Consider the following 13,084-nt stretch of genomic DNA (forward strand, 5'->3'; position numbering starts at 1 on the left):
TATCTGATCTTTGGCGATGTCCCGGATGGCTGGATGATCGTCGGCGCGGCTGTGATCGTCGGCTCCGGGCTGTACGCCTTCCACCGCGAGCGCATCCGCAATCGCAAGAAGCTGGTCGCCGTGAAGGCCGCCGCACCTCCGACCGAGGGTGTGTAGCCTCTCTCAAACGGACCTATGCCCAGAAAGTAAGCGGGGCATGCGCATGCCTTTGTCTTGACCTCCCGATCCGCCTGACGCACAGAGCATGCTGCGCTGCAGCGATTTTCCGCCGCGGCATCTCGATACGCTCCGGACGACGTTTTGCCTCTCTCTCCCAATATGCGTGGCAGCCTGTTGATGGCTGTTTCCATGGCCAGTTTCAGCGTCAATGACGCCATCGCCAAATTCCTGACGGCGCAGCTGCATTTCAGCGAAGTGATGATGCTGCGCGGGCTGTTCGCCAGCGTGATGATCGGCGCGCTGGCGCTGCATCAGGGCGCGATGCGGCCGCTGCGCGTGGCGTTGACCTGGCCCGTGTCGCTGCGCATCAGTGGCGAGATCGGCGGTTCGGCGTTGTTCCTTGTGGCGGTGAGCCATTTGCCGCTCGCGAATGTCACGGCGATTATCCAGTCGCTGCCGTTGGTGATGACCTGCGGCGCGGTGCTGATCCTGGGCGAGCCGGTGGGCTGGCGGCGCTGGCTGGCGATCGCTGCCGGCTTTATCGGTGTGCTGATCATCGTGCGGCCGGGCGCGGACGGCTTCAGCCAGTTCACGCTGGTGGCGCTGTTGTCGGTCGGCTTCTACACCATGCGCGATCTCGTCACCAAGCGCATCCCGGCCGAGATCCCGACGCTGTTCCTGACCTTCCTCACCATCGTCGCCGTGACGCTGGCGGGGGCGGCCTTCACCGTCATTCACGGCGACTGGACGATGCCGTCCTGGCAACTGCTCGGGCTGATCGCGCTGGCCGCACTGCTGACCTTGATCGGCTTCCAGTATCTGATCCTTGCGCTGCGCGTCGGCGAGGTGTCGTCGGTGGCGCCGATGCGCTACTCGCAGATGCTGTATGCGATGCTGCTCGGCTACCTGGTGTTTGGCGACGTGCCCGATATCGCGATGGTCGTCGGCGCGAGCATCATCGTGCTGTCCGGCGTCTACACCTTCCACCGCGAGCGCGTCCGCAACCGGCCGCTGGCGGCCGACACGACGACCACGCCGGCCGATAGCGTAGGGCAGCCTAGATCGGCTTGCCCGCATAGGGCATCGAGGCGGTGAGGCCGCCGTCCACGGGGATCGCCTGACCGTTCACATAGGACGCCTCGTCGCTCGCCAAGAACAGGCCCATGGCTGCGAGCTCGTGGGGCTGGCCGGCGCGCTTCAGCGGATTGAGCTGGCCGATCTTGTCTTCGGTGCCGCGCTGCTTGGCGCGGTCGAACACCGGCTTGGTCATGCCGGTCTCGATCAGGCCGGGGCACACCGCATTGATGCGCACCCCCGTGCCGGAGAGGGAATAAGCGGTGGTCTGCACCAGGCTGATAACGCCGGCCTTGCTTGACGCATAGGGATGGCCGGAGGCGCCCGACTTCAGGCCCGCAACGGACGCCGTGCAGACGATCGAGCCGTGGCCCTGCTTGATCATGTGCGGCATCGAATGCTTGATGGCGAGGAACGGGCCGATCAGGTTGATGCGCAGGATTTCCTGCCATTGCTCGACGGTCTGCTCGAGCAGCGGCACGAGTCCGCCGGACACGCCGGCATTGGCCCAGATCGCATCGAGCTGGCCATAAGTGGATACGGCCTTGTCGATGAAGGCCTTTACGTCGCTCTCGGAGCCGGCATCGGCAGTGACGGCCTGCGCGGTGCCGCCGGCATCGGTGACGAGCTTTGCGGTCTCGTGAATGCTGTCGCTGCGATCGACGATGATCAGCCTGGCGCCTTCCTGGGCGAACAGCTGCGCTGCGGCACGGCCGATGCCGCTGCCTGCGCCGGTGATGACGACGGATTTGCCTGCGAGACGGCCCATGGTTTCTCTCCCTGAGATTATTCGTTGTCTATTTCTTGAGCGGACTGCCGCCACATGGAATTCATCATCATTCGTCACGGTTTCGTTGCTGCGAAGATGCTTGAGGCATCGCGCGCGCTGACGTACGACAAACGAAACGATATTGAAGGGTGGGTCCGATGTCCAACACCGAAAAACCATTCGTGGCGCAGCACAGCGTTCCCGCGGGGGTGACAGCGACGAGGTGGTGGTGGGTGCGGCACGCACCGGTGCGCAATGACGGCGGCAATATCTATGGCCAGAAGGACATGGATTGCGATTGCAGCGATCGCGTCGTGTTCAATGCGGTGAGCAAGATCCTGCCACGCAATGCGGTGTGGTTTGCAAGCAAGCTGAAACGTACGCATCAGACCGCCGATGCAATCTGGGCTGCGGGTTTTCCGAAGCCGGATGCGATGCCCCATGAGGAAGATTTCAACGAGCAGCATCTCGGCGACTGGCAGGGCATGAACCGCCAGGCGTTCTTTGCAAGCCGCCCCATCGGCGTCGGCAGCTACTGGTTTGCGCCGATCGACGAACGCTCGCCGAATGGTGAAAGCTTCCTGGATCTCTATCAGCGCACCCGTCGCGGTATCGATCGCATCAATCGCGATTATGCGGGCAGGGATGTGGTGGTGGTCGCCCATGGCGGCACCATCAAGTCGGCCATCGGTCTTGCGCTGAACGACCAGCCTGATCGCGGCCTCGCTTTCACCATCGATAATTGTTCGATCACACGGCTCGATCATCTCGGCAGCGATGGCCATTCGGGCTGGCGCATTCCGATGGTCAATCAGCAGCCGTGGATCGCAGACGAGGCGCACGCGGCGATGCATCAACCGGCAGGGCCCGAAGTCGGAACGTCGGCGACGAAGCTGGCTTAAGCCCACTATTTCACATCAAGCCGACACATCGATCGGCGATCAAGCGGGAGAGAACCACATGACCTTGTTCGACATGAAAGGCAAAGTCGCCGTTATCACCGGCTCGACGCGCGGTATCGGCCGCGCCATTGCCGAGCGGATGGCCGAGCACGGCGCGAAGGTCGTGATCTCCTCGCGCAAGCAGGACGTCTGCGACGAAGTCGCAAAGGACGTGAACGAGAAGTTCGGCAAGGGCACCGCGGTTGCCATCGCTGCAAATATCTCCAGCAAGGAGAACCTGCAGAACCTCGTCGATGAGAGCCGCAAGGCGTTCGGAAAGATCGACGTGCTGGTCTGCAACGCCGCGTCGAACCCGTATTACGGCCCGCTCGCCGGCATCTCCGACGACCAGTTCAACAAGATCCTCAGCAACAATATCGTCGCCAATAACTGGCTGATCTCGATGGTGGTGCCGGAGATGATCGAACGCAAGGATGGTTCGGTGATCATCGTGTCGTCGATCGGCGGGTTGAAGGGATCGACGACGATCGGTGCCTATTGCGTGTCGAAGGCCGCGGACATGCAGCTCGCGCGTAATCTCGCCTGCGAATACGGTCAGCACAATATCCGCGTGAACTGCATCGCGCCCGGCCTGATCAAGACCGATTTCGCCAAGGCGCTGTGGGATGATCCGGACACGCTGAAGCGCTCCACCGCGCGCTCGCCGCTGCTGCGCATCGGCATCCCCGACGAGATCGCGGGCGCTGCGGTGTTCATGGGCTCGGCGGCCGGGAATTTCATGACCGGGCAGACGGTCGTGATCGACGGTGGTGCGACGATCGGCTGAGTTGGCTGCATAGCACTCACATTGTCATCACCCGCGAAAGCGGGTGATCCAGTAGACACTGGCTTCGCGAGATACATTGACGCCGCCGATTACTGGATGCCCCGCTTTCGCGGGGCATGACAGTCAGAGGGGAGCTCACTCCACCGCTGCGTAAACCAGGCTCCGGATCAGCGTCCTGAAATATTCCCGCTGTCCTGGCCCCTGCGACATGAACACCGTGAACAGCTCTTCCTTCGGATCGATCCAGAAGAACGTTCCGGCGACGCCGCTCCAGAAGAACTGACCGGTGGAGCCCGCATAAGGCGCCAGCCCGTCATCCGTGCGCACCGCAAAACCGAGGCCGAAGCTGTGGCCGGGCGGGACGAGATGCGTTTCCAGCTTCACGCCTGGCGCGAGATGGTTCGAGGCCATGAACTGCAGGGTGCGGCTGCCGATCACGCGGGCGCCGTCCAGCGTGCCGCCATTGAGCAGCATCTGGCAGAAGCGGGCATAGTCCATGGTCGTCGAGACGAGACCGCCGCCGCCCGATTCCATCTTCGGGATCTCCAGCGGATCGAACAGCGACACCTTGTCACCGGTCCAGGGATCGGTGGGGAAGGGATGCGCGATACGGGCCTTGTTCTCGGCCGTCGTGTGAAAGCCCGTTTCCGCCATCTGCAGGGGCGCGAGAATGTTTTCGGTGAGATAACTACCCAGCGACTTGCCGGACACGACCTCGATGACGCGGCCGAGGATGTCGGTCGAGCGGCTATAATTCCATTCGCTGCCGGGCTGGCAGATCAGCGGCAGTTTCGCGACGATCTTCGCGTGCTCTTCATTGGTGATGTCGCGGCTGCGCAGATTCGACTTCTGGTACATCCGCTGCACCATGCCGTTGCCGGTGATCTCATAGGCGATGCCCGAGGTGTGGCGCAGCAGGTCCTGAATGGTGATGGGGCGGAGCGGCAGCGCCAGTTCGAGCTGGCCGTTGCGCTCGATGCCGACCTTGGTGTCCGCAAACTCCGGGATGTATTTGGCCAGCGGGTCCATCAGGAGGATATGCCCATCCTCGACCAGCTGCATGATCCCGAGCGAGACGATCGGCTTGGTCATGGAGAAGATGCGAAACAGGCTGTCCCTGGCCATCGGGGTGGCCGCATCGGGCGACTGGCGGCCAAAAGCCTCGAAATAGCCGATCTGGCCGCGGCGGGCGATCAGGGTGGTCACCCCCGGGGTGGTGCCCTTGTCGATCTCGCGCCGGAATGCGTCGGAAATCTTTTGAAGACGGTTTGATGACAATCCCAGCGATTCCGGCCGGGCTTCGGGGAGGGCGGGGGTCTGGGGATTTGCGGCGGCTTTGGCGGCAGTCTGGGCGTTCATGAGGGCTCCCGATTGATCTTGTCTTTTGCCTGACTAAATAAGGGGCTTAGCCGGCATGTCTGAGGAGCTTGGCCCATAAGTTCGGGCTTGAATAGGGGCGTTTTCCTTAGTAACCAGCCGCCGGTTTGGTGTGCCACGCATGGGCGTCGGCAAAACAGGTGGATCAATGGCCAAAGCAAAATTTGAACGTAACAAACCGCACTGCAATATCGGCACGATCGGTCACGTCGACCACGGCAAGACCTCGCTGACCGCTGCGATCACCAAGGTGCTGGCTGAGTCCGGCGGTGCGTCGTTCACCGCTTACGACCAGATCGACAAGGCGCCGGAAGAGAAGGCCCGCGGCATCACCATTTCGACCGCTCACGTCGAATACGAGACCCCGAACCGCCACTACGCCCACGTCGACTGCCCCGGCCACGCCGACTATGTGAAGAACATGATCACCGGTGCCGCGCAGATGGACGGCGCGATCCTGGTCGTGTCGGCTGCCGACGGCCCGATGCCGCAGACCCGCGAGCACATCCTGCTCGCCCGCCAGGTCGGCGTGCCGGCGCTGGTCGTGTTCCTGAACAAGTGCGACATGGTCGACGATCCGGAACTGCTCGAGCTCGTGGAAATGGAAGTCCGCGAACTGCTGTCGAAGTACGACTTCCCGGGCGATGACATTCCGATCGTCAAGGGTTCGGCTTTGGCCGCGCTGGAAGACAGCTCCAAGGAGCTCGGCCACGACGCCATCCTCGAGCTGATGAAGAATGTCGACGCCTACATTCCGCAGCCGGAGCGTCCGGTTGACCAGCCGTTCCTGATGCCGGTCGAAGACGTGTTCTCGATCTCGGGTCGTGGTACGGTCGTGACCGGCCGTGTCGAGCGCGGCATCGTCAAGGTCGGCGAGGAAATCGAAATCGTCGGTATCCGCGCCACCCAGAAGACGATCTGCACCGGCGTTGAAATGTTCCGCAAGCTGCTCGATCAGGGCCAGGCCGGCGACAACATCGGCGCGCTGCTGCGCGGCACCAAGCGTGAAGACGTCGAGCGCGGCCAGGTGCTGTGCAAGCCGGGTTCGGTGAAGCCGCACACCAAGTTCAAGGCAGAAGCTTACATTCTGACCAAGGACGAAGGTGGCCGTCACACCCCGTTCTTCACCAACTACCGTCCGCAGTTCTACTTCCGCACCACCGACGTGACCGGTGTTGTGCATCTGCCGGAAGGCACCGAGATGGTGATGCCGGGCGACAACATCGCCATGGAAGTGCACCTGATCGTGCCGATCGCGATGGAAGAGAAGCTGCGCTTCGCCATCCGTGAAGGCGGCCGCACCGTCGGTGCAGGCGTCGTCGCTTCGATCATCGAGTAATCTCGATAAAGGCGGCGGGCAGGGGATTTTATCCCGTGCCCGCCGTTTTTGATTCCAAACTGTTCGCTTCGCCTCTTGCAAATCAGGCGTGCGATGTGCTTCAAACGGCCCGAACCGATTGCCATGGCACGGTTCTGTAGGGGTGTAGCTCAGTTGGTAGAGTACCGGTCTCCAAAACCGGTTGTCGTAGGTTCGAGCCCTACCGCCCCTGCCATTTTCCAGTTCCCTCAATCCTGAATCGCTGACCGACACATCGCGCGGGCGAGTTCCTCGTGGTCACCGTGGCCGAAAGGACTCACTCGGGCGGAAACGCTCCTGTGCGCCCTTTTTTCGGCCTGGTGCGACACTGGTGTCCTTGTACCTCCAGCCATTGACCGCAATGGTCCGGCATACACCGTCCTTGCGGAGAGAATCTCCGCGCCAGTGCCCTTGGATGCGGGCCAAGTTGATGGGGATGCCGCTGATGTCGTCATCGCGATATAAACACCGGGTCGAAGCCGTTGCGGCCTGTGCGCTTGCTTTCGCGGCGGTGACGTGGCCGACGCCGACAGAGGCGCAGCAGACCGGCGGTAGTGGCGGTAACTCCTATATGGGCGAGTGGGCTGGCGGCGGGGGAACGACCGATCCGGTAACCGGCGTCGGAGGCAACGGCGGCAACGGTGCCCTGCATGTCAGTGGCGGTGGTGGTGGCGGTGGCGGTGCCGCCGGGATCACCGGAGGAACGGGGGGAGCGGCAGGACGGATCAGCTATTCGGAGCCGGGTGGTACTGGCGGGACCGCCGCGGTCAACGGCGTGGGCGGCGACGGTGGGGACGGCGCGGACTCTGACAACGCCGGCGGCGGCGCCAGTGGCGGCGGCGGTGGCGCGCATGGATGGGTCTCCGGTTCGTTTTCAACGACCGATCCGTCCCGGGGCGGCGCCGGCGGCAATGGGGGCAGAAATGCTGCCGCATGGGGCGGCAATGGGGGTGGCGGCGGCGGCGGCTACGGCGCCTTCATCACGGGCCTCGGAGGCACGAACACACAGGCCATCACAGGCGGAGCCGGTGGCACCGGCGGCAGCGGCACGAGCCTCGCGAGCGGAGCCGGCGGTGGCGGCGGCGCGGGCGGCATCGGCGTGTTCTTCACCGGCGCAGGCTCATTGACCAATTGGGGAGCCATCCAGGGCGGCGCCGGCGGTGCGGGCGGTTATGCCAGTTATGGCGGGAATGCCCCGAACGGAGCCGGCGGCGCCGGCGTCGTCGGGTCCGATCTCCTTATCATCAATTCGGGCACCATTGCGGGCGGCATGAATGGCGACGGTGTCACCCGCGCCGACGCGATCACGTTCACGGGTGGCAACAATACGATCAGTTTCGTCAATGCGACGGCGGGGCTGACAGGAAATATCGGCGTCACCGGCGCGCTCTATTTCATGCAGAACAGTGATGTCGAACTTGCAAGCTCGATCACCGGCACCGGCGCGATCCAGAAGAGCGGCAGCGGCACGCTGGTCCTGACCGGCGCGGGCAGCCATGGCGGTGGCACCACGATTTCCGCCGGGGCGCTGCAGATCGGCAATGGCGGCACCACAGGCGCGATTGCCGGCGACATCACCAACAATGCGGCGCTCATCTTCGACCGGTCCGACGCGGTCACATACAGCAGCATAATATCCGGTACAGGCGAAATCCGTCAGGTCGGCACGGGAATACTGACGCTGACTGGCACCAATACCTACGCCGGCGGCACCACGATCTCGGCAGGCACGCTGCAACTCGGCGATGGCGGGACCACAGGCGCGATCGCCGGCAATGTGACCAACCACGGGATACTGGCCTTCAACCGCTCGGACACGGTGACCTTCAGCGACACCATTTCCGGAAACGGCGCCGTCAGCCAGGTTGGCTCGGGAACGACGATCCTGTCCGGCAGCAACACCTATCTCGGCGGCACCACCATATCCTCCGGCATGATCAATGCCCGCAATGCGGCCGCTCTCGGATTCGGCGGCGTGTCGGTCGCGAGCGGCGCTGCGCTGGAAGTGCAGTTCGGCGTCGCCGTCGTGAACAACGCACTGACATTGAACGGCACCGGCGTCGCGGGAGGCGGCGCGTTCCGTAATGTGTCTGGCTCGACCACCATGGCGGGCGGGATCACACTCGGTTCGGCAAGCCGCATCAACGCGGACAGCGGTACGCTCATTCTGAACGGCGGTATCACCGGTGCAGATCGTTCCCTGATCTTCGGCGGCGCAGGTTTCATCGCCGTGAATGATGCTATCACGACCGGAACGGGGGCGCTGATCAAGGATGGCTCCGGCAGTCTTACCCTGCTCGGCACGAATACCTATACCGGAACGACGACCATCGAAGCCGGCTGGCTAGGGGTCCACAACGGGCGAGCAATCGCCGACACGGGCGCGGTGATCATCAATGCACCGGGTATGCTCAACATTCTCGCGTCGGAGACGATCGGCTCGCTGTCGGGCGATGGGCGTGTTCTGCTCCAGGTCGGCCAGCGATTGACGACCGGCGGTGACGATCGCTCGACGACATTCAGCGGCGCGATCGACCAGGTCGCCGGCATTGCCTCGTCATTCGCCAAGATCGGCACCGGCACCCTCACCCTGTCAGGTAACAGCACCTATATTGGCGCGACCACCATCGATGGCGGCACGCTGAGCGTCAACGGCTCGATCGCGTCCTCGTCGATGACCACCGTCAACAGCGGCGGCACGCTCGGCGGCAACGGCATCGTCGGCAACACCACGATCAATGGCGGCACGCTGGCGCCGGGCAATTCGATCGACCTGTTGACCGTGCAGGGCAATCTCGTGTTTACGGCCGCATCGACCTACATGGTCGAGGTGTCGCCGGCAAATGCGGACCGCGTCAATGTCACCGGCACGGCGACACTCGGCGGCGCCACGGTGAATGCCAGCTTCGCGCCGGGCAGCTACGTCAACCGGCAATACACCATCGTGAACGCGACCGGCGGCGTGATCGGGACGTTCGGCACGCAGGTCAACACCGACCTGCCGTCCAACTTCAAATCAAGCCTGCGCTACGATGCGAACAATGCCTATCTCGATCTGGCGTTGGACTTCACGCCCGTGCCGCCGACACCGGGGCCGCCCCCGCCGGTCTATGGTTCTCTCAACGCCAATCAGGCTGCCGTCGGCAACGCACTAACCGGCTTCTTCAACCGTACCGGCGGCATTCCGCTGGTGTTCGGCGCGCTGAACGCCCAAGGCCTGTCGCAGGCTTCCGGCGAAGTTGGCACCGGCAGCCAGCAGGCGACGTTCGACGCCATGAACCTGTTCATGGGCGTGATGACCGATCCGTTTGCTGCGGGGCGTGGTGATGGCGTGAGCGGTGCCGCTGCCTATGCCGACCAGGCATTGAGCTATGCCGGCAAGCGCAAGCCGATTGACGCCTTCGCTGCGATCACGAAGGCGCTGCCGGTGGCGCCGATTTTCGAGGAGCGCTGGACTGTGTGGACCGCCGGCTTCGGCGGCTCGCGCAGCACGGATGCCAACACCCCCACCGGATCGAACAACACAACGTCGAGCCTCTATGGCACGGCGGTCGGTGCGGATTACTGGTTCTCGCCGAACACCGTCGCCGGCTTCTCGCTGGCTGGTGGCGGCACCAATTTTGCGGTGAATGGTGGCGGCTCCGGTCGCTCCGATCTGTTCCAGGCCGGCACCTTCCTGCGTCACACGGTCGGTTCGGCCTACGTGTCTGCCGCCGCCGCCTATGGCTGGCAGGACGTCACGACCGATCGCACCGTCGCTGCTGCGGGCTTCGAGCGCCTGCATGCGCAGTACAATGCCTATGCCTATTCGGGCCGCATCGAGATGGGCAATCGCTTCGTGACATCCTGGCTGCCCGGCTTTGGCCTCACGCCTTATGGGGCGGTGCAGGCGACGGCGTTCGATCTGCCGACTTATGCCGAGACGGGGGCGGGCAGCGCGACGACATTTGCGCTCGCCTATGCCGGCAGAAGCGCTACGTCCACACGCAGCGAACTCGGTCTGCGCAGTGACAGGTCCTTTGCATTGAACGATGCGATCCTGACGCTGCGCGGTCGCGCAGCGTGGGCGCATGATTTCAACACCGATCGCAGCATTGCCGCGACCTTCCAGGCGCTGCCGGGCGCGAGCTTCGTCGTCAACGGCGCTGCGCAGGCGCGCCATGCCGCGCTGGCGACGGCATCGGCGGAGATGAAGTGGATGAACGGTTGGGCCGTCGCCGCGACATTCGAGGGCGAGTTCTCGGATGTGACGCGCAGCTATAGCGGAACGGGCGTCGTGCGCTACGCGTGGTAATGCGCGAAGATCGGGGCATTTAACGTAAACACGATGTTAGCCACCGCGGTGGTAGTCTCATAACCGCTGTTAACCCACTGCCGACGGGGGCGCTCAAACTGCCGCTCATAACAAATATGCGGGAGTAACAACCATGACCACTGCACTGATCGTCATCTGGGCCGGCCTCGGACTTTGTCTCGTGCCATTTCTCGGCGCGTCGCTGCTGGCGGCTGTGTGGGTGTCGCTGGACGATCCGCACGAATATCAGTGACGGAAATGAAAAACGCCCACCTGTCGGCAGAGGATTGCCGACAGGTGGGCGTTTTTCGTTTGCAGATAGATCGTCGGAGATCGGCAGGGTGATGTGGGCGGTTTCCCGCCCACATCCTTGTTAGTGGAGAGGTTCAGTCAGGGGCTAGCAGCCGCAGGCTGCGGCACTGGCGCCGACACCGACGGTCAGGCCCTTGCTCAGCAGGCCGCCGAGCAGCCCGGACTTGCTGACCGCTGCGCCCACATTCACGCCCACGCCAGCTGCTGCACCGGCTGTGCCCGTGCCGGTGCCACCGACACCGACGGCGACCGACGGATTGACGGCGATCGCTGTGTTGAGCAGGCCCGACGTGGCGACACCGACCCCGGCGCCGAGGCCGAGATTGAGGCCCTTGGCGAAGACGGGCGGGCTCGCGAGCGAAGCCGCCACCACAATGATGGTTGCCATTTTCTTCATGCGTTTTCTCCTGTCTAGACGTGCGCTTGCTGCGCACGGACGGATCAGAGCGAGTGAACGCAATGCCTTCAATCAGATGAAAAGTTTAACCTTAGTAGCCGGCTGCGTTGATGAATTCGCGTAAGTGTGCACCGGCCCGCGCGTAGCGGCGCACCGTGTGCAAGGCGTGACGTTCTGGAACGATTGTTTCACTCAGCCGAAGCGTCGCCGCTGCGCTGCTGCAAGCACGCGATTGCGGCCCGCATCCTTGGCGCGATACAGTGCGCGATCGGCACGGGCGAGCAGGTCTTCGGGTGTGTCGTTGGAAGCGATCTCGCTGATGCCGGCAGAGATGGTGAGTGTGAGGTCCGGCGCGACCTTCGACCAGTCCATTTCGGCGACGATGCTGCGCAGGCGTTCGACGATCTGGAGGGCCTGATCTGTATTCGTATCCGGCAGCACCAGCAGGAATTCCTCGCCGCCATAGCGGCCAAGCTTGTCGATCATGCGGATATTGGTGAAGATCGCGCGCGCGAACCGGCGCAACACTTCGTCTCCCACCGGATGGCCGAAGCGATCATTGATGCGCTTGAAATGATCGAGATCGATCAGCGCGACGCTGCCATGAGCTCCGTGCTGGATTCTGGTGATCTTCTCGCCGAGATATTTCATGATGTAGCGACGGTTATAGGCGCCGGTGAGTTCGTCGATCTGGGCCAGTTCCTCGATGCGCGCATTGGCGGCGGCGAGGGCGTTGCTGCGGCGATACAGCAGTTCGCGCATCGATGACCCGTAAAGCCCGGCGCCGGCGCAGCGGGCGAGGGTGCTGACAAAGCAGGCCAGCGCGAGTGTGCGCTCGGTGGCGTCGGCCATGGGGATGCCGATCGGCTTGTCGGTCATCAGGAAGAGGACGGCGAGGCCGAGCGTGGCATATGCCCACACGATCCCGGTCTGCCGCGCCGACATCCGCAACGCGCCGAAGCCGAGCACCACGAAGATGATGGCAATGAAGTAGAAGCCGATCTGCGGCACCAGATAGATCGCACCGATCTGGATGGTGATGCTGACCAGGCTGAGCGGCACGAACAAATAGTGATCTCTCAGCCGATCGGTGACGCGTGTCTCCGAGAGGAAGAAGGCGACGCCGACCACGGCGAGGCGGAGGGTGAGATAGACGAGGCCGGTGGTGACGGTGGTGACGCCGATGCTGGCATAGGCGAACAGGATGGCGCCATCGATCACATAGCTGACGGCCTGGGCGATGTAGGCGGGGCGGCGCTGTGCAGCCCGGCCTGCCGGCGGCTCGACGGCGGCCTCGCCGGTTGCGCCTTTATCCGGGGCCGTTCTCATATTGGCGGCAGGGTGCATGATGGCCATGGTGCTGATCTCGCACAGACTCTCCCATACAAACCAACTAAGGCGATTGTTTCGTCATTGTGGGGTGGTGTGATGTTATGCAGAATGGCGCAGGATTGGCCGGCTGGTTAACAGCAGCTGCGTAGATCGATTTGCAATTCGCTCAATAGCCTCGCGGTCGTGCTGGCGTGTGGACTGCGCGGTCGTTCATGCGGCGCGCCGTCGCGGTCATGAACCTGACATGCATTCTGCGCGACATATCGCCTGGGTCAGCCGGAAGTC

The 13,084-nt window shown here is 63.3% G+C and carries 9 protein-coding genes and 1 tRNA gene; 6 read left to right on the forward strand and 4 right to left on the reverse strand.

The genetic code is table 11. The annotated features are described in order from the left end of the window. Positions 1-318: 318 nt before the first annotated feature. Positions 319-1,254: a DMT family transporter gene (locus ACIQ17_RS11640; protein WP_398468671.1), complete on the forward strand. Its 936-nt coding sequence runs from the start codon at positions 319-321 to the stop codon at positions 1,252-1,254. Here ACIQ17_RS11640 and ACIQ17_RS11645 read toward each other — a convergent pair. Next, positions 1,217-2,002 (reverse strand): SDR family NAD(P)-dependent oxidoreductase, encoded by a 786-nt coding sequence (locus ACIQ17_RS11645; protein ID WP_398468624.1) that lies wholly within the window; start codon positions 2,000-2,002, stop codon positions 1,217-1,219. The genes ACIQ17_RS11640 and ACIQ17_RS11645 overlap by 38 nt on opposite strands. A gap of 158 nt (positions 2,003-2,160) precedes the next feature. Between ACIQ17_RS11645 and ACIQ17_RS11650 the strand changes: the two genes are divergently transcribed. After that, positions 2,161-2,904 (forward strand): histidine phosphatase family protein, encoded by a 744-nt coding sequence (locus ACIQ17_RS11650; RefSeq protein ID WP_398468626.1) that lies wholly within the window; start codon positions 2,161-2,163, stop codon positions 2,902-2,904. Positions 2,905-2,962: 58 nt separating this feature from the next. Then, positions 2,963-3,730: an SDR family NAD(P)-dependent oxidoreductase gene (locus tag ACIQ17_RS11655; RefSeq protein WP_398468628.1), complete on the forward strand. Its 768-nt coding sequence runs from the start codon at positions 2,963-2,965 to the stop codon at positions 3,728-3,730. A gap of 135 nt (positions 3,731-3,865) precedes the next feature. Here ACIQ17_RS11655 and ACIQ17_RS11660 read toward each other — a convergent pair whose 3' ends face one another. After that, entirely contained in the window at positions 3,866-5,089 is a 1,224-nt protein-coding gene (locus tag ACIQ17_RS11660) for a serine hydrolase domain-containing protein (RefSeq protein ID WP_398468630.1), read from the reverse strand. A 166-nt stretch (positions 5,090-5,255) separates the two neighbouring features. Between ACIQ17_RS11660 and tuf the strand changes: the two genes are divergently transcribed. The 3 genes from tuf to ACIQ17_RS11675 all read left to right on the forward strand — a co-directional run bounded on the left by tuf (position 5,256) and on the right by ACIQ17_RS11675 (position 10,758). Continuing rightward, positions 5,256-6,446 carry an elongation factor Tu gene (tuf, locus tag ACIQ17_RS11665; protein ID WP_398468632.1) on the forward strand — a complete coding sequence of 397 codons (1,191 nt, stop codon included), beginning with the start codon at positions 5,256-5,258 and terminating at the stop codon, positions 6,444-6,446. 138 nt (positions 6,447-6,584) lie between these two features. Then, positions 6,585-6,660, forward strand: a tRNA-Trp gene (locus ACIQ17_RS11670). Between the two features lie 249 nt (positions 6,661-6,909). Then, complete coding sequence (locus ACIQ17_RS11675; protein WP_398468634.1) at positions 6,910-10,758, forward strand: autotransporter domain-containing protein; 3,849 nt, start codon at positions 6,910-6,912, stop codon at positions 10,756-10,758. 397 nt (positions 10,759-11,155) lie between these two features. On the opposite strand, the gene ACIQ17_RS11680 is transcribed toward ACIQ17_RS11675, so the two are convergent. Beyond that, entirely contained in the window at positions 11,156-11,467 is a 312-nt protein-coding gene (locus ACIQ17_RS11680; RefSeq protein ID WP_398468636.1) for a hypothetical protein, read from the reverse strand. 192 nt (positions 11,468-11,659) lie between these two features. Then, a complete protein-coding gene (locus ACIQ17_RS11685; RefSeq protein WP_398468638.1) occupies positions 11,660-12,823 on the reverse strand; it encodes a GGDEF domain-containing protein in 1,164 nt (387 codons plus the stop codon). Between the last annotated feature and the right edge of the window lie 261 nt (positions 12,824-13,084).

The organism is Tardiphaga sp., assembly GCF_044340795.1.
Taxonomy (GTDB): Bacteria; Pseudomonadota; Alphaproteobacteria; order Rhizobiales; family Xanthobacteraceae; genus Tardiphaga.

Coding starts and splice junctions, on each gene's coding strand:
- ACIQ17_RS11675 (WP_398468634.1), top strand. CDS start 6,910: ATGTCGTCATCGCGATATAAACACCGGGTCGAAGCCGTTGCGGCCTGT.
- ACIQ17_RS11660 (WP_398468630.1), bottom strand. CDS start 5,089: ATGAACGCCCAGACTGCCGCCAAAGCCGCCGCAAATCCCCAGACCCCC.
- ACIQ17_RS11650 (WP_398468626.1), top strand. CDS start 2,161: ATGTCCAACACCGAAAAACCATTCGTGGCGCAGCACAGCGTTCCCGCG.
- ACIQ17_RS11645 (WP_398468624.1), bottom strand. CDS start 2,002: ATGGGCCGTCTCGCAGGCAAATCCGTCGTCATCACCGGCGCAGGCAGC.
- ACIQ17_RS11640 (WP_398468671.1), top strand. CDS start 319: ATGCGTGGCAGCCTGTTGATGGCTGTTTCCATGGCCAGTTTCAGCGTC.
- ACIQ17_RS11655 (WP_398468628.1), top strand. CDS start 2,963: ATGACCTTGTTCGACATGAAAGGCAAAGTCGCCGTTATCACCGGCTCG.
- ACIQ17_RS11680 (WP_398468636.1), bottom strand. CDS start 11,467: ATGAAGAAAATGGCAACCATCATTGTGGTGGCGGCTTCGCTCGCGAGC.
- ACIQ17_RS11685 (WP_398468638.1), bottom strand. CDS start 12,823: ATGGCCATCATGCACCCTGCCGCCAATATGAGAACGGCCCCGGATAAA.
- tuf (WP_398468632.1), top strand. CDS start 5,256: ATGGCCAAAGCAAAATTTGAACGTAACAAACCGCACTGCAATATCGGC.